This window comes from Nonomuraea sp. B10E15, assembly GCF_039871615.1.
Classification (GTDB): domain Bacteria; phylum Actinomycetota; class Actinomycetes; order Streptosporangiales; family Streptosporangiaceae; genus Nonomuraea.
Genome location: NZ_JBDPMB010000003.1, coordinates 567,285 through 586,554, shown reverse-complemented (window position 1 = coordinate 586,554; position 19,270 = coordinate 567,285). Strand labels below are relative to the sequence as shown.

Here is a 19,270-nt window from a genome sequence, read left to right as displayed (position 1 = left end):
CAACCGCGGCGGCGACCGCCAAGCCAACGCCGCCCTCTACCGCATCGCCCTGGTCCGCCTGCGCTGGGACCCACGCACCCGCGCCTACATGGAACGACGCACCCAAGACGGCCTGTCCAAGAAAGAGGTCATCCGCTGCCTCAAGCGCTACATCGCCCGCGAGCTCTATCGGGTCATCACCAGAACTGATCATGAACCCAGTGCTTGACATCAATAGGAGCATCCCGCACGTGGCGGGCCGCCGCGACGGCGCTCTCCTGACCATGACCGTGGTCAGGGGGCGCCGGTTCACCGCACGAACCAGTCGAGCCCCTTGTCGGTCAGCAGCACCGCGCCGATCGTGAGGGCGAGCACGAGCTTGACGAGCATGAGCATCCCGCCTCCGCCGACCAGCCCGATCAGGGAGTCCAGCACGGCCACGGCCTCCGCGGCCAGGATGACGATGCGGGTCCAGCGGAACCGCTTGGGCGCGAGAACCCCCGCGACGGCGAGCACGGCCGTCACGACGAGGGAGAAGATGACGAGGCCGCGCACCAGGCCCGCGTTCCGCACGTCCTGGCCGTGGTCGAGCCGGTCGCCGAGCAGCGACAACGTCACGAAGGCGCCGAACACCCCGGCGACGACCTGGAACCAGACCCCCACGAGCGCGAGCACCACGCTCGTCGGCATGCGTTCCGACATCTGAGCATCCATCGAGCCCCTCCCCATGACGCTTCGGGAACGCGCTCACCGTCTCAGCTCCCCGCCGGGACCCGTCCCGGCGGGGACGCCGGTGTCGTCACAGCTCGGCCAGGACGCCCTCCCTGACGGTGGCGACCGGGATCACGTGGCGGTCCGGGCGCGCGGTGCCGCCGCGCGCGTCCACGTAGGCGCGGCCCGGGGGAGCGGCCGCGGCCAGGCGGAAGATCGTGGCGTGGCGGATCGTGCCGTCGTCGCCGAGCCAGGGCTGGTCCATGCGCAGGATCCGGCGTGGCGTGGCCGTGACCGCCTCGATCGCCGGCTCCAGCCCCATGCCGCAGTGCAGCAGCTTGGTGAGCGTGGTGGCCAGGTCGTGCACCGGGCCGGCGATGTTGCGTACGTGGAGGTCGGTGCTGATCGTGTGCGGCGGGAAGCCGGCCGCCAGCGCGCGGGTGGCCACGTCGAAGCTGAAGCTGGCCGCGCCGTGCCCCACGTCCAGCAGCACGCCGCGATCGAGGGCGCGGTCCAGGGCCGGGGCCGGGGCGCCGCCGGGGAGCCACGGGGCGCCGGTCTTGCCGTGGTAGCAGTGGGTGACGACGTCTCCGGCGTCCAGGAGGTCGAGCACGTCGCCGATCAGCGGCGGGGCCTCGCCCACGTGCACCAGCAGCGGCAGGCCCGCCTCCCTGGCCACCAGGCGGCCGAGCTGGAGCGGCTGCAGGCCCATCGCGCCGACGATCGCGCCGCTGGAGCGCACCTTCACCCCGCACACGACGTCGCGGTGCCGGTCGATGGCGGCGAGCGTGGCGTCCACGTCGATGAACGCCGGGTCGGCGGTCTCGCGCAGGTGGACCAGGCCGTGGGAGCCGATGTTGAGCCAGGCGCGCACCTGCGTCCTGGCCGCCGGGATGACGTAGCGGACGAGCCCGTCGATGGTGGCCTGTCCCGCGCTGCCCGCGTCGGCGAGCACGTGCACGCCCGCGTCCAGGCCGGCCCGGTCGGGCGGCACGCTGATCTGCGTCATCGCGTCGTAGACGTGGGCGTGCAGGTCCACCCAGCCGGGGCCGATGCAGAGTTCGCCCTCGAGCTCGGGGCCCGCAGCGGTTGCCGTCCCGCCGCCCGGGGGCGCGGCCGCCCCCTCCTCGTGCTCCGGCCGGGTCAGGCGGGCCCGCCCGTCCGCGAGCGTCAGGCGGGCGCGGCCGTCCACCGAAGGCAGGCGGCCGGTCCCGCCGGCGGAGGGCGGCGGCCCGAGCACGCGCAGCGGCGTGTCGAGGGCGGCGGGAAGGCGTACGTCGCCGCTCATGGCAGCGCCCTCGTGACGGCGGCGTTGTGGAAGGTGCGGCGGATGCGGGCGATCCCGTCCGACGCCCGGCTCGGGTGCACGCGGTTGGTCAGCAGCACGGCGTAGAAGTCCAGCTCGGGATCCACCCACAGGCTCGTCCCCGTGAACCCGTCGTGCCCGTACGCCGACGCGGTGAGCAGGTCGCCGCCGCTGCCCAGACGGGGTTCGTGGCCCTGCCAGGCCAGTGCCCGGCCGCCGGTCCTGGTGCCGGTCATGACGGCCAGCGTGCGCGGCGCGATGACGCCGGCGCCGCCCCCGCACAGCGCCTGGCCCAGCCTGGCCAGGTCGTCCAGGGTGCCGAACATGCCCGCGTGGCCGGCGACGCCTCCGAGCACCTCGGCGTTCTCGTCGTGCACGGTGCCCTGCACGACGCGGCCCCGCCACGGGCAGTCCTCGGTGGCCGCCGCCCGGGCCCGATCGTGCTCGGGAAGCAGGAAGCGGGTGTCGTCCATGCTCAGGGGAGCGGTGACGCGTTCGCGTACGAGCTGGTCGAGCGGGACCCCGGCGGCGCTCTCCGCGACCAGTGCGAGGATCATGAAGCCCTGGGAGCTGTACTCGACGCCCTGCCGCTCCCGCAGCGGCAGGCCGGCGAGCGCGTCGAGCAGGTCCTCCCGGGTGGGGCAGCGGCGGTAGAGCGGCTGCTGGCCGGGGATGCGCGAGGTGTGGGTGAGCAGCTCGAACACGGTGACGCCGGCCTTGTCGGTGCCGGCGTAACGGGGCAGGTGGGACTCGACGGTGTCGTCCAGGGTGAGCTCGCCCGACTCCACCAGCGCCATCACCGCGAGCCCGACGATCGGCTTGGTGAGCGAGGGGAGGTCCCACAGCGTGTCGTCGCCCACCGGGACGCCGTCCCAGCGCAGCGTGCCGAGCGTGTCTCGCCCGACCGGCCCGGCGGACGTGCCGTAGGCCCAGGCCGCGCCCGAGAACTCTCCCTTGTCGCGGGCCCTGGCCAGAATGCGGCCGGCTGTCATACGTTCCTCCCCAGCGCCGCGGAGACCCGGGCGGCGGCGGCCACCACCAGCGGGCCGAGCAGCGGCACGTCGTCCTCGTCCAGATTGAGCGTCAGCCCCGCCACGCTGACCGCGCCCACCGCCGTCCCCGCCGCGTCGTGCACCACCGCTCCGACGCATCGCACGTTCGGCTCGTTCTCCTCGTCGTCGACCGCGTACCCGCGCTGCCGCACCGCCTCCAGCTCGGCCACGAGCAGATCCGGGTCCGTGATGGTGGCGGGCGTGTTGCTGATCAGCGGCGCGGTCGCCGCCAGCACCGCGCGCACCTCCTCCTCCGGCAGGTGGGCGAGGATCGCCTTGCCGATCGCGGTGCAGTGCAGCGGGATCTGCGTCCCGACCCGCGAGGCCATCCGGTACGGCTGCTGCGACTCGACCTTGGCGAGGTAGACGGCCGACGAGCCGCTGCGGATCGCGAAGTGCACGGTGTGCGAGGTGTTGCGCTGCAGGTTCTCCAGGATCGGCCGGACGAGGGTCGTCATGTCCCTGTCGGTGAGCGCCGCCCGGGCCAGCGCGAGGATGGCGGGCCCCGACGCGTACGTGCCGTCGCCGTGCGAGACGGCGTACCCCTGGGCGATGAAGATCTGCAGGATCCGGTGCACGGTCGTCTTGTTGATGCCGGTCCGCTGGGCGATGTCCGCCAGGCGGCGGGGTTGATCGTGGCTGGCCAGGGCTCCTAAGACGACGAGCGTCTTCTCCACCGAGTTCATGGTGACTGTCCCAAAAGGGTTGACGGACATAACCGAAACGGGTCATATTCAACCACGTGATACGCCATTTCACCATGTGAAACGCAAGAAAGGGAGGCGGGGGCTTATGTTCGACCGTGCGTTGCTGGCCCGCCGGGACCTGTTCAAGATCGGCGGCCTGGCCGCGGCGACGGTTTCCCTCGGGGCCTGCGCCAGCACGAAGCCCTCCGGCGGCGGACAGGGAAGCGCCGGGACCGCCCTGCGGGTCTCGCTCGCCTCCGACGCCACCACCCTCGACCCGCAGAAGCAGGGCGACCTGCCCTCCATGAACGTGCTGATCAACGTCTTCGACACGCTCACCGTCCGGGACACCGACGACAAGCTCGTCGGCGGCCTGGCCGAACGCTGGGAGTCCAAGGACGACAAGACCTGGCGCTTCCACCTGCGCAGGAACGTCACCTTCCACAACGGCGAGCCCTGCGACGCCGCCGCCGTCGCGTACAGCATCGAACGCCTCATCAACCCGGACACCCAGTCGCCCATCGTCGAGCTGCGCCTGGTCACCGGCGCGGAGGTGATCGACCCGCACACGGTCGACCTGGTCACCAAGGAGCCGGACCCGATCCTGCCGGCCAAGCTGTCGTTGTTCGGCGGCGTGATCGTGCCGCCGAAGCACATCAAGGAGAAGGGGGAGAAGGCCTTCGCCGAGCACCCGATCGGCACCGGCCCGTTCACGTTCGAGCGGTGGCAGCGCGACAGCCAGATCACGCTCAAGGCCAACCCGGACCACTGGAACGGCAAGCCCGCCGTCGAGCAGCTCGTCTTCAAGATCATGCCGGACCCGTCGTCGTCGCTGGCCGCGCTCCAGTCGGGCGAGGTGGACATCGTGACCGGCCTGACCCCCGACGCCGCGCAGCAGCTCGGCGACGCCCCCGGCTTCAAGGTCGTCACCAGGCCGGGCGTGCGCACGTTCTTCGTCTCGCTCGACACCGAAGAGGGCCCGCTGAAGGACAAGCGGGTGCGCCAGGCGCTCAACCACGCGCTCGACGTGGACACCCTCATCACGTCGGTGCTCAACGGCGCAGCGGAACGCACCCCGACGTTCATCCCCAAGCAGGCGTTCGGCTTCGACCCCGCGATCCAGCCGTACCAGCACGACGTGGCCAAGGCCAAGAGCCTGCTCGCCGCGGCCGGGCACCCGGACGGGTTCGCGCTCAAGCTCTCGTCCTCCACGGCCGACAAGGACATCGCCCAGGCCATCTCGGGGCAGCTGGCCGAGGTCGGCGTCAAGGCCGAGGTGTCGCTGCTCGACCCGGCCACGTTCAAGGGCCGCCTGGTGTCGGACAATCGCAAGGCGCTCGGCGAGATGTACTTCGTCGGCAACTCCGGCTGGACCATGGACGCCTCCAGCAACCTGCAGTCGTTCGTCCGGCACGACCGGCGCCAGAGCCGCTGGAACAACCCGAAGGCCGACGCGCTCGTCGACAAGGAAGAGCAGTCGGTCGACCCGGAGGTGCGCCAGGAGGCCTTCACCGAGCTGCAGAAGATGCTGATCGAGGAGTCGCCGTTCCTCTACCTCTACCAGGCGAGCATCCTGTACGCGGTCAGCGACAAGGTGCAGTGGGAGAGCAACGCCAACGGCACCCTCGCGATGGCGAACGCCAAGCTCGCGACCTCATGACCGGATTCGTCCTGCGGCGGATCGGCCACACCCTGCTCGTGCTGTTCTGCGTGGCCACCGTCTCGTTCTTCATCGTCCGGCTGGCCGGCGACCCCGTGCAGCAGATGTTGCCCCCGGAGGCCACCGCCGAGCAGGAGGCCACGCTGCGGGCGAGCCTCGGCCTCGACCGGCCGCTGCCCGAGCAGTACGCCTCCTACATGACGGGCCTGCTCAGCCTCGACTTCGGCCAGTCGGTGTTCTTCCACCGCCCCGCGTTCGAGGTCATCATGGAACGGCTGCCGCTCACGGTCGACCTGGCCCTGGCTGCCCTGGCGTTCACCCTGGTCGTGTCGATCCCGGCCGGGATCGTCGCGGCCGTCAGGCGGGGCAGCGCGACCGACACCTCCGTCATGGCCTCGGTGCTGGTCGGCCAGTCCACTCCCGCGTTCTGGGTGGGCATCCTGCTCATCCTCATCTTCGCGGTCAACCTCCAGTGGCTGCCCGCCTCGGGCACCGGCTCGCCCGCCCACCTGGTGCTGCCCGCGATCACCCTCGGCCTCTATTCCGCCGCCATGATCGCCAGGCTGCTGCGTTCCTCGCTGATCGACGTGCTCGGCGAGGACTACATCCGCACCGCCAGGGCCAAGGGCCTGTCCGGGTTCATGACCGTCACCTCGCACGGCCTGCGCAACGCGTCGCTGCCGGTCGTCACCGTCGTCGGCCTGGAGGTCGGCAGCCTGCTCGGCGGCGCGATCCTCACCGAGCAGGTGTTCTCCTGGCCGGGGATCGGGCGGCTGACCGTGGAGGCGATCACGTACCGCGACTATCCGCTGATGCAGGCCACGGTGCTGTTCCTGGCGGCCGTGTTCGTCGTCGTGAACCTGATCGTGGACCTGTCGTACGCCCTGCTGGATCCCCGGGTGAGGTTGAGCTGATGCCGACCGCAGTCCTGCGCGCGCTGCGCCGCAACCACGCCGCCAAGGTCGCCGTGGGCGTCATCGTCCTCGTCGTGTTCGTCGGCCTGTTCGCGCCGCTGATCTCCCCGCACGACCCGAACCTGCAGAACCTCGAGCTGAAGCTGCGCCCGCCGTTCTGGATGAGCGGCAGCGAGCCCGGCTATCTGCTGGGCACCGACAAGCTGGGCCGCGACGTGCTCAGCCGCATCATGTACGGCACCCGCGTCTCGCTCCTCGTCGGCCTTGCGGCCACCGTGCTGTCCGGCCTGGTCGGCGCCGTGATCGGGGTGATCAGCGGCTACTACAGGGGCTGGCGCGAGCAGGTGTTCATGCGCCTGGCCGACGTGCAGCTCGCGTTCCCGTCGATCCTCCTGGCGCTGGCCATCATCGCGGTGCTCGGCCCGAGCCTGTTCTTCATGATCCTCGTGCTCGGCCTGACCGGCTGGGTGTCGTACGCCCGCGTGGTCCGCGCCGAAGTGCTCTCCCTGCGCGAACGCGAGTTCGTCACCGCCGCCAGGGCCATCGGCGACACCGGGCCGCAGATCATGGTCCGCCACCTCGTCCCCAACATCGTCGCCCCGCTGGCCACCATCGGCACCCTTCAGGTGGCGGCGATGATCGTCGCGGAGGCGTCGCTCAGCTATCTGGGGCTCGGCGTGCCCCCCAGCGTGCCCACGTGGGGCAGCCTGCTCGCCGACGGCCAGCTCTATCTGCGCAGCGCCTGGTGGATCGCAGTCTTCAGCGGCGCTGCCATCATGATGACAACACTCGCGATCAACGTCACCGGCGACCTCCTCCGCGACGTCGCCGACCCGAAGGCCTACACCCGATGAACCTCGCCACGCACTACAGGTGCGACGACTGCCACGCCACCTTCCCGCTGAAGACCCCCGCCCTGCTCTGCGAGGCGTGCGGCGGCCTGCTCGAGATCGAGTACGACCTCGGCCCCGCCGAGCCGCAGGACATCCTGGACAGCGCGGCGAGCCGCCGCCACCTGGGGTTGTGGCGCTGGTCGGATCTGCTCCCGCTGCCCGAGCACGCCGAACCCCTCCACCTCGGCGAGGGCGACACCCCGCTGATGCGCACCAGGAGGCTGGGCCGCCATATCGGCCTGCCCGGCCTGCTGGTCAAGAACGACACGCTCATGCCCACCGGCAGCTTCAAGGACCGCGGGTTCTCCGTCGCCACCGGCTTCGCCAGGGCGCTGGGCGTGACGCAGGCGTTCACCTACAGCTCGGGCAACGCCGGCGCCTCGTTCGCCGCCTACGCGGCCAGGGCCGGCATCGAGGCCACGGTCCTGGTCGAGGACGTCGCCAACGAATCCAAGATCGCGGCCATCAGCCTCAGCGGGGCCCGCGTGCTGCGCCTGCGCTACCGCTCCAGCCTGGAGATCTTCGCCGGGGTGAGTGCCCTGTCGGAGGCCGGGTTCTACTGCTTCGTCAACTTCATCAACCCCGTGCGGCACGAGGGCATGAAGACGTACGCGTACGAGATCTGCGAGGCGCTCGGCTGGCGCGCGCCCGACGTCATGGTGCACCCGGTCGGCACCGGCGGCGGGCTCTACGGCGCCTGGAAGGGCTTCCGGGAGCTGAAGCGGCTCGGGCTCATCGACCGGCTGCCGAAGATGGTGGGCGTGCAGCCGGCCGCCTCCGCGCCGCTCGTCCGCGCCTTCGCCGAGGGCAGGACGGTGGCGGGCCGCCACGGCGACGCGAACAAGACCGTGGCCCAGAGCATCGCCGGCGACGCCCCCATCCAGGGCGGCTCGCGGGTGCTGCGCGCCGTCTACGACTCCGGCGGCCGGGTCGTCGCCGTCGACGACAACGACCTGTTCGAGGCGATGCGGCTGCTCGGCGAGGAGGGCATCTCGGCCGAGCCGTCCGCGGCGGCCTCCACCGCCGCGCTGCTGCGCGCCCGCGCCCAGGGCTGGGTGTCCGAGAGCGACACCGTGGTCAGCGTCGTCACCGGGGGCGCGCTCAAGCAGCCCAGCGCCCTGGCCCAGGCCGCGCGCCCGCCTCAGGGGACGGTGCAGGCCGACCCCGCAGAGCTGCTGCGGATCTTCCGGGGAGGCGTCGAGTGAGCCTGCTGGAGATCAACGACCTGCACGTCGAGTTCCGCCTGGACGCGGGCACGGTCAAACCGGTCAACGGGGTGTCGTTGTCGGTCGAGGCCGGGCAGACGCTGGCCGTGGTCGGCGAGTCGGGCAGCGGCAAGACCGCGACCGCCCTGTCGATCCTGCGCCTGCACCCCACGCCTCCCTGCCACTACACCGGCGGGGAGATCCTCGCGGGCGGCCGTGACCTGCTCAAGCTGCCCGAGCGGGAGATGCGCAGGATCCGCGGCAACGAGATCGCCATGGTGTTCCAGGACCCCATGACCAGTCTCAACCCGCTCAAGACCGTGGGCGCGCAGATCGCCGAGTCGCTCCGCCTGCACCAGGGCCTGTCCAGGTCCGAGGCTCGGGCCCAGGCGGTGGCGGCGCTGCGCGAGGTCGGCATCCCCCACCCCGAGCAGCGGGCCGGGGAATATCCGCACCAGTTCTCCGGCGGCATGCGCCAGCGCGTCATGATCGCGATCGCGCTCGCCTGCCGTCCCAGGATCCTCATCGCCGACGAGCCGACGACCGCGCTCGACGTGACCGTCCAGGCCCAGATCATGGAGCTGCTCGCGGCGCTGCAGGAACGGTTCGGCATGGCCATCGTGCTCATCACGCACGACCTCGGCGTGGTGGCCCGCTCCGCGGACCAGGTCCTGGTCATGTACGGCGGCCGCCCGGTCGAGCTGGCCGCCGTGGACGACGTCTTCGACACGCCGCGCATGCCGTACACGAAGGCGTTGTTGCGCTCCATGCCCCGCTCGGACGTGCCGGGCGGCGCGGCGCTCGACCCGATCCCGGGCAGCCCGCCCAACCTGTTCGCGCCGCCCGGGGGATGCGCCTTCCACCCCCGCTGCGCGCTGGCCGTGCCCGAGTGCGCCACCCAGGTGCCGCCGCTGCTGGAGCGCGCGCCGGGGCACAGCGCCGCCTGCCTGCTCGAAGGGAGCCCGTAGATGGCCGATCCGCTGTTGTCGCTGCGCGGCGTGCGCAAGGAGTTCAGCTCGAAGGTGGTCGCCGTGGACGACGTGTCCTTCGACGTGCACCCGGGCGAGACACTTGGCCTGGTGGGCGAGTCCGGCTGCGGCAAGACCACGCTGACCCGGCTCATCCTGCGGCTGGTCGAGGCCAGTGGCGGCGAGATCTGGTTCGACGGCAGGGAACTCCTCGGCCTGCGGCAGAAGGAGCTGCTGGCGGTGCGCGAGGACATGCAGGTCGTGCTGCAGGACCCGTACGCCAGCCTCAACCCCCGCATGCGCGTCGGCGAGATCGTCGCCGAGCCGCTGGTCACCCACGGCCGGGTGCGCCGCCGCTCGGCCGCCGCCCGGCAGCGCGTCGCCGAGCTGCTCGACGCCGTCGGGCTGGAGGCGGGCAGCCAGGACCGTTTCCCGCACGAGTTCTCCGGCGGCCAGCGGCAGCGGATCGGCATCGCCCGAGCCCTGGCGCTGGAGCCGAAGCTGGTCATCTGCGACGAGCCGGTCAGCGCGCTCGACGTCTCCATCCAGGCCCAGATCGTCAACCTGATGAAGCGGCTGCAGGCCGAGCGCGGTTTGACGTACCTGTTCGTCTCCCACGACCTGTCGATCATGCGGCAGATCGCCACCCGCGTCGCCGTCATGAACCTCGGCAGGATCGTCGAGCTGGCCGGCACGGAGACGCTGTTCACGGCGCCGCGCCACCCGTACACGCACAGCCTGCTGTCGGCCGCGCCCGTGGCCGACCCGAAGGTGGAGCGGACGCGGCGGCGCATCGTGCTCAAGGGCGACCCGCCGTCGCCCGCCGATCCGCCGTCCGGCTGCAGCTTCCACACCCGCTGCCCGGCCGCCCGCGCGGAATGCTCGGCCACCCGCCCGCCGCTGGCACCCCAGGAGAGCCCCGGTCACACCGCGGCCTGCCTGTTCCCGGTGTCGGACGTGGCCGCCCTGACGTGACGCGGCGCCCCGCCGCACGGGCTCGGGGTGCGGCGGGGCGCCGGGCGGGCGGGGCGGGCCGGAGTGCCCCGCCCGCTACGGCGGCGGTCAGGCCTCGATGGTGAGCAGTTTCCTGCCGGTCGAGGTGACCACCTCGAAGCGGTCGACGTCCTTCAGCGGCGTGGCACTGCCGCCGTGCATGTAGAGGGGGTCGGGCGAACCTGGAACTCCGTACCCGGCTGGAGGTACGGACCATCCGGTCATCACCCGCCGCTCTCCCTTCTTGCCGACCGAGACCAGCTCGCACTCCAGCGGTCCTCTGACCCCGGCCAGCTTGAGCGCGGCGTGGGTGCCCCAGGCCTTGGACTCCACGACCAGCCCGCCGGTCACCCCGTCGACGCCTTCGCCCTCGATGGGGGTGCCGCCGGCGAAGAACTGCTCGGCCGGGCCCATGCTCTCCGCCTCACCCTGCGCGACCGGTGGCTCGCCCGCGCTGAGCTGCGTGCCGATGGTCAGCCCGCCGGCGACCAGCGTGACGGCCGCCGCCATCCCGACCGCGAACGTCCCCCTGCGCTGCCGCCGGTGAGCCGCCTTCCTGCGCCGGAGGCGGCCGACCACGTCGCCCTGCCCGGTGAGGTCGCCGGTGGACGGCGGGCGGGGGTCCTCGGGAAGAGGGCCGATGCCGTGCAGCACGCTCGCCACGCCGGCCAGGTCGGCCAGCTCGGACCGGCAGGCGGGGCAGCCGAGCAGGTGGGCCTCGAAGGCGAAGCGGTCGTCCTCCTCCAGGAGGCCGAGGGCGTAGGCGCCGACGTCGGTGTGCTCGACGCGGGAGGTCATGCCGTCACCCCCCGCTCCTCCAGCGCGATCCGCAGCGCGCGGACGGCGTAGTAGACGCGGGACTTCACGGTGCCCACGGGGATGCCGAGCGACCGCGCGGCGTCGTTGACCGAGCGATCCCGCAGGATCGTCTCGTTGAGGATCTCGCGATGTGCCGGCGACAGCGCCTTCAGCGCCTCTGTCACGACCACCTGGTGCAGCAGTCCCTCCATCCCGTCGGGCACGGACATGCTCTCCAGCTGACCGTCGCCAGACTCCTGCGGGCGGGCGTCCCTGCGCCGCCGGTCGTCGATCACGATACGTCTGGCGACCGTGGCCAGCCAGGGCATGAGCGAGACCGCGTCAGGGTCGAGCCGCTCCGCACTGCGCCAGGCACGGATCATGGTCTCCTGCACCACGTCTTCCGCCCACTGCCGATCGCCGGCCGTGAGCCTGATCACGAAGGCCAGCAGCGGCCGGTGATACTCCCGGTAGAGCGCGGACACGACCACCTCGTCGTCCGGCACCTCGTCGTCCGGCACCCCGCCGTCGCGCACCGCGTCATCCGGTCGTACCCGCCGGAGCCAGTGTCGTAAGCGCGGCCTGCCCATCGGGAGGGCTCCCTCGGCCGAGGGCGGGGGATACGTGCTGATCCGCATCATTCCCCTTTCACGCGTCCGTCGGCAGGTGGTACGGCCGGTCGCCCAGGCACGGTTCAACAGATCGCGATACTTAATGTGATTGCGCACGTCGGTGCTGTGTGCGTAAAGTCGCACAGGCAACCGATCGGGGAGGTGAGGACTATGCGGGTCGTTCTGGTCGACATGCCGTCCGTCCACCTCCGGGCCCTCGTCTGAGCTGCCCGGCTCCTTCTCGCATCAAAGGTTCACTGCGTTGTCATACGATCTTTCCCTGCTCGGCTGGAGCGATCAGCGCGCCGCCGAGCTGCCCGCCGGCACCGTTCCCGCCCGCGTCGCCCGCGTCGATCGCGGCGCCGCCGAGGTGATCGCGGCCGACGGCCAGCATCACGCCAGATACGCCGCTCACGTGCGCAGGGCGGCCGCCGCCGACCCGGTGGCGCTGCCGTGCGTCGGCGACTGGGTCGCGCTGTCCTGGCTCGACGAGGGCCGCTACGAGCTCGACGAGGTCCTGCCGAGGACGACCGCGTTCATCCGGGGAGGCGTCAGCCGCACCTCGGTCGGCGGCCTGTCAGGCGACGGCCAGGGCCAGGTGCTCGCGGCCAACGTCGACGTCGTCTTCGTCGCCGAGCCGTCCATGCACTCCACCGACTTCGCCGACCTGGGCCGCATCGAGCGGCTCGCCGCCCTGGCCTGGGAGTCAGGAGGCACGCCGGTGGTGCTCATCACCAAGTCCGACCTGTTCGAGCACGGTCTCGACCAGCTGCTCGCCGACGTGCGGGTGGCCGCGCCCGGCGTCGACGTGCACGCCGTCTCCTCGTTGAGCGGCGACGGGGTGCGGCTGGCCGGTGACTACCTCGAGGGCTCCCGTACGGCCGTCATCCTCGGCCCGTCGGGCGCCGGCAAGTCCACCCTGGTCAACGCCCTGGCGGGGGAGCCCGTCATGGAGACCCAGCAGGTGCGCGCCGCCGACGGGCGCGGCCGGCACACCACGGTGCACAGAGAGCTGATCCCGCTGCCCGGCGGCGGGCTGATCATCGACACGCCGGGCATCCGCAGGATCGGCCTCTACGACATCGGCGAGGGCGTCGACCTCGTCTTCGCCGACATCGAGGCGCTCGCGGAGCGGTGCAGGTTCAGCGACTGCGGCCATGCCGGAGAGCCCGGGTGCGCGGTGCTGGCCGCCCTGGACAGCGGAGAGCTGCCGGAGCGGCGCCTGGAGAGCTGGCGCAAGCTGCAGCGGGAGGCGGCGTGGATGGCGGCCAGGACCGACGCGCGGCTCCGTAAGGAGCAGCAGAACAAGTGGAAGGTCATCACGAAGGAGATGCGCCGCTCGGGGCGCAACCGTCCCTGACCCTCCGCCGGCGCCGCCACCCGGCCGGCCTCGCGGGGCCCGTGCGGCCTCGCCAGGCCGGCTCGCGCGCCCTCGTGCCGCCGGTCCCTGCCGGGGCGGCCGTTCGTCGCTCCGGGGCGGGCGTGCGGAGGCGAGGAGACGGCGTCGGCGGGTAGGCAGAAGTCATGATGCTTTTCGCAGACCGGGCAGAGGCCGGTGCGCTGCTCGCCGAAGGGCTGCGGGACGCCCACGACCCCGTGGTGCTCGCGCTGCCGCGCGGCGGGGTGGCGGTGGCCGAGCCCATCGCACGCCGGCTCGGCGCCAGGCTCGACGTGCTCGTGACCAGGAAGATCGGCTATCCGGGGCAGCCCGAGCTGGGCGTCGGCGCGGTGGCCGAGGGTGGCGAGCCGGTGTTCGACCTGGCGCTGCTGCACCGGCTCGGCCTGACCCCCGAGTCCGTCGCGGACGTGGTCGAGCAGGAGCGGCGCGAGCTGGCCCGCCGGGTGAGCGTCTACCGGGGTGACCGCCCCCTGCCCTCGCTGGAGGGACGCGAGGTGATCGTGGTGGACGACGGCCTGGCCACCGGCGGCACCGCGCGGGCCGCGCTCAGGGCGGTCAGCACGGCCAAGCCCGACAAGGTGACGCTGGCCGTGCCGGTCGGGGCGCGCGACACCGTCACGTCCCTGCGGGAGGAGGCCGACGAGGTGGTCGTGCTGCTGACGCCGGTCGACTTCAGGGCGGTCGGCCAGTGGTACGAGCGCTTCGACCAGCTCAGTGACGACGACGTGCTCGAGCTGCTCCGGGAGGCGGGATCGCGGTGAATGACGTACGCCGATGAGCGGCGCGGCCGGTCGGCGAGGACATCGAGCCCGCACGCGGCCGGGTCAGCCGGCGAGGACGGCCCAGACGAGCTTGCGCGAGCCACTGGGGGAGAGCCAGCCCCAGGTGGAGCAGAGGGCGTCCACCAGCCGCAGCCCTCGCCCGAACTCCGAGAACACGTCGGGCGCGGCGGCCACCGGCACGGTGTGGCTGTGGTCGGCCACCACGCAGGCGAGCTCCGCGCCGTGAGACAGCAGGCGCAGCTGAGCCACCCCGCCGCCGTGCCGCATGGCGTTGGTCACCAGCTCCGAGACCACGAGCTGCGCGTCGAAGGCCACCTCCGTCACGTCCCACGCGGTGAGCGTCTGGTCGACGAACCGCCGGGCGGTCGCCACGCACGAAGGCTCGAGGCGCTGGTGGAAGGGGAAGACGGCGTCGCACTCACCGGCATGACCGTCAACGAGGACGGACGAGAGCCATCCGGGAGGCCGGGAACCGATGGCGGCTTGCGGCCGAGCGTCGAAAGTCGTCATTCAGGCCCCCGAAGCGCGGTCTGGTGATCCAATGCCCATCTTTACGGGGAGTGCTTACCGATGCAAGACTTTTCGTAGTTTACAGATGCGAATCGCATCTGCACGTGCAGATGATCTAGGAGCGGTGCGTGAGCGCACAGAGCGCGGAGGGAAGGCTGCTCAGCCATGCCCCCGGAAGCCCGACGGTGCTGCGAATCCTGCTCGGCACCCAACTCCGCAGGCTCCGCACGGAGAAGGGTATCTCGCGCGAGGACGCGGGGTACTCGATTCGCGCATCTCACGCCAAGATCAGCCGGCTGGAGCTCGGCCAGGTCAGCTTCAAGCAGCGCGACGTGGCCGATCTGCTCACCCTCTACGGCGTCACCGACCCCTCCGAGCGCGAGCCGCTGCTCGCCCTGGCCAAGCAGGCCAACGCCCCCGGCTGGTGGCACAAGTACGGCGACCTGCTGCCGTCGTGGTTCGAGGTCTATATCGGCCTGGAGGGCGCCGCCTCCAGCATCCGTACCTACGAGAACCAGTTCGTCCCCGGGCTGCTCCAGACCTCCGCCTACGCCAGAGCGGTCATCGAACTGGCCCACGAGAAGGCCGCGCGGTCGGAGCTCGACCGCCGGGTGGCGCTGCGCATGGCCAGGCAGAGGCGGCTGGACAGCGGCCTGACGCTCTGGGCGGTGATCGACGAGGCCGTCGTGCGGCGCACGCTGGGCGGGCCCGAGACGATGCGGGAGCAGATCGCCTTCCTCCTCGACATCACGGCCGAACGCAACGTCACCGTGCAGATCATGCCGTTCGACCGCGGCGGGCACGCGGCGGCCGGCGGTCCCTTCAGCATCCTGCGCTTCCCCGAGCGCGAGTTGCCCGACGTGGTGTACATGGAGCAGCTCACCAGCGCCCTCTACCTGGACAAGCCCGCTGATTCCGACCACTACATGGAGGTCATGGATCGGCTCAGCATCCAGGCCGAGGAGCCCAAGGCGACCCGGCGCTTCCTGGAGCGGCTTATTTCCAGCTGAGCTGCTGATATCCCTGTGATCCACGGCATACCAGGATTTTTGGTCGTCCGGTATATGGGCCGCGGCGTGCTGTCGTATTGTCAACTCGCAAGCGCGGATGCACGTGCATCCGTAAGATCGCGAGGAGCCGCCTCCATGCACGAGTTCCGCAACGGAACGCCCGCCGGCCGCCTTCCCGTCGCCTGGCGCAAGAGCAAGCAGAGCAACCCCAACGGCAACTGCGTCGAGGTCGCCGGCCTGCCCACGGGGGAGATAGCGATGCGCAACTCACGTTTTCCCGACGGCCCCGCGCTCGTCTACACGCAGGCTGAGATCACCGCGTTCGTGCTCGGAGCGAAGGACGGGGAATTCGACGACCTGATCGTCTGAGGCGGGTGTTCGTCGCCGGGCAGGCCGGGTTACGGTCTGCCCGGCGATGCATTTCGGTCACTCGACCGTGGGCGCGCCAGAGGCGCCCCTTCGAGAGGGCCGCGCAAGCGGGCCGGTCCCGATCGCCGGCTGGGAGAGGCCGTAGGCCGGTGGGCCGGGGGAGGCGGGTGCGGGACCGCCGGATCGCCGTGCGGACCGGCGCGGGCGTGTGCAGCCGCGCGGGTGGAACGTCGCCGGCGTGTGAGACCGGCGGGAAAACATCGCCGGTGCGGAGAAGCGGACCGCCCTGGGGCCCGGCGAAGCCGCCGGTGCGGGCGTGATCGCCGCGGGTCCCGGCCGGGATGTCGCCCGGCCGGACCGCTGGGTGAAACCGTGGATGGTGCCAGGTGAGGGTGCCTGATCAGGCAGTTGTCCCGACCGGGTTCGCCAGGGCCTGGACGTGGAGGGCCAGGCCCTGGTTCATCGGGACAACTGCATGATCACGCGGGCTGGTGACGCAGCCGGGTGTGTGTCAGGCGGCGGAGATGCCGGCGCTGGCCGCGCGGCGCATACGACGGCGACGCTCGCTGGCGCGCTCGTCCTCGTTGAGACCGCCCCACGTGCCGTACTTCTCGGGCCGGGACAGCGCGTAGTCAAGGCACTCGGTGCGGACGGGGCACTGGGCGCAGATCGCCTTCGCCTTCCGCTCACGTACGTCACGCTCGGGCTGCCGCTCCCCGTCGGGGCCGAAGAAGAGCACGAGGTCCTCACCCCGGCACGCGGCATCATCCTGCCAACCCCAGCTGGGGCGCGGGCGGGCGAGCTGCCGACGTACCTGAGACATGAGAAAACCACCTTCGTGAGAGGTATTTCGGAATTGAGCCGCATTGGACGCTTATGGCGTCACTGTTCCAACGCAAGGTCGGGCCGTGATGTTCCCTGGTCAGGCGAGAGCGGGCGTGGCGTACCGCACAGGCGTGAGCCTGTCCAGCGAAACCAGCCGGTAGGTGGTGATCGTCTCGGCGCAAGCCGTACCACACGGCGCGGTGAACGCCGATGGCTCGATCACAACCTGGAACCGGACGTCGCCGCAGCGCACGATGGCTTTGGTGACGTCGCCGTCCGACCTGGAGGATTCCACGGCCACCGCGCCGACGGAACGCTCTCCCGTATGGGCTCGGGCGAAGTGTTCCACGGCTTGCAATGGCTCAGGGATGCCTGCGCGTCCCCGGTAGCGGTCGAGAATGATCTCGCCCGACCGGTACGCGTTAGCCGCTGCCAGTGCAGCAGCCTGAGACATGCTGCCGTAGAAAATTCCGTGTGGCAAGCACACGAGGTTGGCGGCGTAGCGATCGCCGCCAACGTGTGACGTTTCCCACACTCTGTCCGGCAAAGATTCGGCCAGTGACCGAGCGAGGGGCAATCCAATGCGGGCGCAGCACACATTGCGCTTGGCGTGCGTGCAGACCAGAAATACCGGCTCGTCTTCAAGTATGCAGGACTCCGGGACTGCTCCGGCCACGAAAGCGTCCAGGTCAAGATCGTCGGGACCTGCGACGACGCCCCCGGCGAGCCATGGGCGATCGCCGGCCGCGTGACCCAGTAGCACACGGATTCCCTGCTCCCGCTGGCGGGTCCGCTTTCCGGGACGGCGGATCAGCTGGGGCCTGATACCGCGTTCGAGCGCCCGGCGGACGAGTTCGGAGATTTCTTGAGGAAGTTCGAAGTTTTCCAGGCGCGAGGGCCAGGCGCCGGTGTATTCGATGAGCAGCCAGAGCCTGGCTCCCACGGTCGCGCTCGCCAGTGTGGGCACCTCGCCCGTGTGGCACCCGATGGGATGCTCGCAGCCCGTCGCCAACGCCCGTACCCCTTCCCCGACCAGATTAGGTAAGCCTAATCTAACGGGTTGGTGCCATCAGGCGGGGGGTGTTCCGCGCAGTACGTCCCGTGTCGCGGGCAGCGCGCGCTCCCTGTCCCGCTCGACCAGGCCGATCCTGGTCCGCCGGTCCAGCAGGTCGCCCTCGTCGAGCGCGCCCTCGTGCAGGACCGACCACAGCAGCTCGCCCCTGGTGATGCCGAGCCCGACCTCCTCGGGGTGCGCCTTGACGAGCTCGTGCACGGCCTGCGCCTCGGCGCCGTACCGCTCGGCCAGCCGCATCGGCACCCCGGACGGCTGCGGGCCCGCCCCCACGAGCGGGATCTTCTTCGTACGGCTCCGGCCGCCCGGCAGCCTCCTGTCCGAGACCGCCCGATCCACCGCGTCCTCGGCCATGCGGCGATATGTCGTCAGCTTGCCCCCGACGACCGTGACGACGCCCCCGCCCGACAGGACGGCGTGCCTCCGGGACAGGTCGGCCGTCCGCCCGTCGGCCGCCAGGAGAGGCCTGAGGCCCGCGTACGCGCCCGCAACCGCCTCTCTGGTCACCGGGGCCTCAAGAACGCCGTTCAGCACCTCCAGGAGCGTTCTGACGTCCTCCTCCGGCGCCTCGGGGACGTCCGGCACCGGCCCGTCCACCGGCTCGTCCGTGAGCCCGACGTACACGCGCCCGTCGTGCTGGGGGAGCACGAGCGCGAACCGGTTGCTCTCTCCCGGGACGGGCACGTGCAGGCCCGCGATCAGCCCGGGCAGCGTGCCGGGGGAGAGAACGAGGTGGGTGCCGCGTGACGGGCGCAGCCTCACCTGCGGATCCAGCGATCCGGCCCACGCTCCCGTCGCGTTGATCACCGCTCCGGCCCGGATGGTGAACTCCTCGCCCGTCAGCTCGTCGCGTACGTCCGCGCCCGCTTCCGAGAGCCGCAGGGCGCGGCAGCGGGTCAGCACGCGGGCCCCGCGGGCGGCGGCGGTCCTGGCGATCGCCACCACCAGCCGCGCGTCGTCGAGCAGCCGCCCGTCCCACGACAGCAGCGCGCCGCGCAGGCCGTCGCCGCTGAGCACGGGCGCCAGGGTGCGGGTGCGGGCAGCCGTGAGCCGCGTGGGACCTGGCAGCAGGCGGCGCGGCGTGCGGGCGGCGCCCCGCAGCGCGTCGCCCATCCGGTAGCCGGCCGCCACCATGGCCGCCTGCCGCCGCGAGACCGCGGGCGTCAGCGGCAGCACGTACGGGTGCGCCTTGACCAGGTGCGGAGCCGTGGTGCGGAGCAGGATGCCGCGCTCGGCCGCGCTCTCGTAAGCCACGTCGACCTGTCCCCTGGCGAGGTAGCGCAGCCCGCCGTGGACGAGCTTCGAGCTCCACCTGGACGTGCCGAACGCCAGGTCGTGGGCGTCGATCGCGGCCACGCTCAGCCCTCGGGACGCGGCGTCGAGCGCGGCGCCCGCGCCGGTCGCGCCGAGCCCCACCACCAGCACGTCCACCCGTTCCTCGGCCGTCCGGCGCAGCTCGCGGGCCCGTCTGCGGGCGTTCAGCGAACTCCCCGGGGCGGGCGTGCCCATCAGCCCGCCCTCCTTCGC

The 19,270-nt window shown here is 71.6% G+C and carries 20 protein-coding genes and 1 pseudogene; 11 read left to right on the top strand and 10 right to left on the bottom strand.

Annotated elements, in window-relative coordinates; all coding sequences use genetic code 11:
- A pseudogene (locus ABGB14_RS15600) lies at positions 1 to 208 on the top strand (IS110 family transposase); the annotation flags it as partial.
- An 80-nt stretch (positions 209 to 288) separates the two neighbouring features.
- On the opposite strand, the gene ABGB14_RS15595 reads toward ABGB14_RS15600, so the two are convergent.
- From ABGB14_RS15595 to ABGB14_RS15580, 4 genes are all read right to left on the bottom strand, one after another.
- Positions 289 to 681: a hypothetical protein gene (locus tag ABGB14_RS15595; RefSeq protein ID WP_347644344.1), complete on the bottom strand. Its 393-nt coding sequence runs from the start codon at positions 679 to 681 to the stop codon at positions 289 to 291.
- Positions 682 to 778: 97 nt separating this feature from the next.
- Entirely contained in the window at positions 779 to 1,978 is a 1,200-nt protein-coding gene (locus ABGB14_RS15590; protein ID WP_347644343.1) for a hypothetical protein, read from the bottom strand.
- The gene (locus tag ABGB14_RS15585) at positions 1,975 to 2,988 is read right to left on the bottom strand and encodes a serine hydrolase domain-containing protein (protein ID WP_347644342.1); all 1,014 of its coding nucleotides are present in this window, start codon (positions 2,986 to 2,988) and stop codon (positions 1,975 to 1,977) included. Before ABGB14_RS15585 ends, ABGB14_RS15590 begins: the two co-directional genes overlap by 4 nt.
- On the bottom strand, positions 2,985 to 3,725 hold the full coding sequence (locus tag ABGB14_RS15580) for an IclR family transcriptional regulator (RefSeq protein WP_347644341.1): 741 nt from the start codon (positions 3,723 to 3,725) through the stop codon (positions 2,985 to 2,987). The genes ABGB14_RS15585 and ABGB14_RS15580 overlap by 4 nt, the downstream gene beginning before the upstream one ends.
- A gap of 115 nt (positions 3,726 to 3,840) precedes the next feature.
- On the opposite strand from ABGB14_RS15580, the gene ABGB14_RS15575 reads away from it, so the two are divergent.
- Genes ABGB14_RS15575 through ABGB14_RS15550 form a run of 6 tightly spaced genes read left to right on the top strand, consistent with a single transcriptional unit; the run spans position 3,841 to position 10,349 of the window.
- Positions 3,841 to 5,394, top strand: a complete 1,554-nt coding sequence (locus tag ABGB14_RS15575) for an ABC transporter substrate-binding protein (protein WP_347644340.1) — start codon at positions 3,841 to 3,843, stop codon at positions 5,392 to 5,394.
- On the top strand, positions 5,391 to 6,308 hold the full coding sequence (locus ABGB14_RS15570; protein ID WP_347644339.1) for an ABC transporter permease: 918 nt from the start codon (positions 5,391 to 5,393) through the stop codon (positions 6,306 to 6,308). The genes ABGB14_RS15575 and ABGB14_RS15570 overlap by 4 nt, the downstream gene beginning before the upstream one ends.
- Positions 6,308 to 7,162 carry an ABC transporter permease gene (locus ABGB14_RS15565; protein ID WP_347618152.1) on the top strand — a complete coding sequence of 285 codons (855 nt, stop codon included), beginning with the start codon at positions 6,308 to 6,310 and terminating at the stop codon, positions 7,160 to 7,162. Before ABGB14_RS15570 ends, ABGB14_RS15565 begins: the two co-directional genes overlap by 1 nt.
- Entirely contained in the window at positions 7,159 to 8,406 is a 1,248-nt protein-coding gene (locus ABGB14_RS15560; protein WP_347644338.1) for a threonine synthase, read from the top strand. Before ABGB14_RS15565 ends, ABGB14_RS15560 begins: the two co-directional genes overlap by 4 nt.
- Complete coding sequence (locus ABGB14_RS15555; protein WP_347644337.1) at positions 8,403 to 9,374, top strand: ABC transporter ATP-binding protein; 972 nt, start codon at positions 8,403 to 8,405, stop codon at positions 9,372 to 9,374. The genes ABGB14_RS15560 and ABGB14_RS15555 overlap by 4 nt, the downstream gene beginning before the upstream one ends.
- Complete coding sequence (locus ABGB14_RS15550) at positions 9,375 to 10,349, top strand: oligopeptide/dipeptide ABC transporter ATP-binding protein (RefSeq protein ID WP_347644336.1); 975 nt, start codon at positions 9,375 to 9,377, stop codon at positions 10,347 to 10,349. It begins immediately after the preceding gene.
- 87 nt (positions 10,350 to 10,436) lie between these two features.
- Here ABGB14_RS15550 and ABGB14_RS15545 read toward each other — a convergent pair whose 3' ends face one another.
- Together ABGB14_RS15545 and ABGB14_RS15540 are read right to left on the bottom strand one after the other, a co-directional pair.
- Entirely contained in the window at positions 10,437 to 11,165 is a 729-nt protein-coding gene (locus tag ABGB14_RS15545) for a zf-HC2 domain-containing protein (protein WP_347644335.1), read from the bottom strand.
- Positions 11,162 to 11,650: a sigma-70 family RNA polymerase sigma factor gene (locus tag ABGB14_RS15540; RefSeq protein ID WP_347644358.1), complete on the bottom strand. Its 489-nt coding sequence runs from the start codon at positions 11,648 to 11,650 to the stop codon at positions 11,162 to 11,164. The genes ABGB14_RS15545 and ABGB14_RS15540 overlap by 4 nt, the downstream gene beginning before the upstream one ends.
- A 388-nt stretch (positions 11,651 to 12,038) precedes the next feature.
- Here ABGB14_RS15540 and rsgA point away from each other — a divergent pair, with 388 nt between their 5' ends.
- Positions 12,039 to 13,136, top strand: a complete 1,098-nt coding sequence (gene rsgA / locus ABGB14_RS15535) for a ribosome small subunit-dependent GTPase A (RefSeq protein WP_347644334.1) — start codon at positions 12,039 to 12,041, stop codon at positions 13,134 to 13,136.
- 164 nt (positions 13,137 to 13,300) lie between these two features.
- Positions 13,301 to 13,936, top strand: coding sequence for a phosphoribosyltransferase (locus ABGB14_RS15530; protein ID WP_347644333.1), 636 nt, complete (start codon positions 13,301 to 13,303; stop codon positions 13,934 to 13,936).
- A 63-nt stretch (positions 13,937 to 13,999) separates the two neighbouring features.
- Here ABGB14_RS15530 and ABGB14_RS15525 read toward each other — a convergent pair whose 3' ends face one another.
- Positions 14,000 to 14,329 (bottom strand): ATP-binding protein, encoded by a 330-nt coding sequence (locus ABGB14_RS15525; protein ID WP_347644332.1) that lies wholly within the window; start codon positions 14,327 to 14,329, stop codon positions 14,000 to 14,002.
- A gap of 266 nt (positions 14,330 to 14,595) precedes the next feature.
- Between ABGB14_RS15525 and ABGB14_RS15520 the strand changes: the two genes are divergently transcribed.
- Positions 14,596 to 15,477 carry a helix-turn-helix transcriptional regulator gene (locus ABGB14_RS15520; protein ID WP_347644331.1) on the top strand — a complete coding sequence of 294 codons (882 nt, stop codon included), beginning with the start codon at positions 14,596 to 14,598 and terminating at the stop codon, positions 15,475 to 15,477.
- Between the two features lie 135 nt (positions 15,478 to 15,612).
- On the top strand, positions 15,613 to 15,846 hold the full coding sequence (locus ABGB14_RS15515) for a DUF397 domain-containing protein (RefSeq protein ID WP_347644330.1): 234 nt from the start codon (positions 15,613 to 15,615) through the stop codon (positions 15,844 to 15,846).
- A gap of 511 nt (positions 15,847 to 16,357) precedes the next feature.
- Here the strand turns inward: ABGB14_RS15515 and ABGB14_RS15510 are convergent.
- The 3 genes from ABGB14_RS15510 to ABGB14_RS15500 all read right to left on the bottom strand — a co-directional run bounded on the left by ABGB14_RS15510 (position 16,358) and on the right by ABGB14_RS15500 (position 19,252).
- Positions 16,358 to 16,669, bottom strand: coding sequence for a WhiB family transcriptional regulator (locus ABGB14_RS15510; protein WP_101784355.1), 312 nt, complete (start codon positions 16,667 to 16,669; stop codon positions 16,358 to 16,360).
- Between the two features lie 99 nt (positions 16,670 to 16,768).
- Positions 16,769 to 17,638, bottom strand: a complete 870-nt coding sequence (locus tag ABGB14_RS15505) for a sucrase ferredoxin (protein WP_347644329.1) — start codon at positions 17,636 to 17,638, stop codon at positions 16,769 to 16,771.
- A gap of 102 nt (positions 17,639 to 17,740) precedes the next feature.
- Complete coding sequence (locus ABGB14_RS15500) at positions 17,741 to 19,252, bottom strand: FAD-dependent oxidoreductase (protein ID WP_347644328.1); 1,512 nt, start codon at positions 19,250 to 19,252, stop codon at positions 17,741 to 17,743.
- Positions 19,253 to 19,270 lie beyond the last annotated feature (18 nt).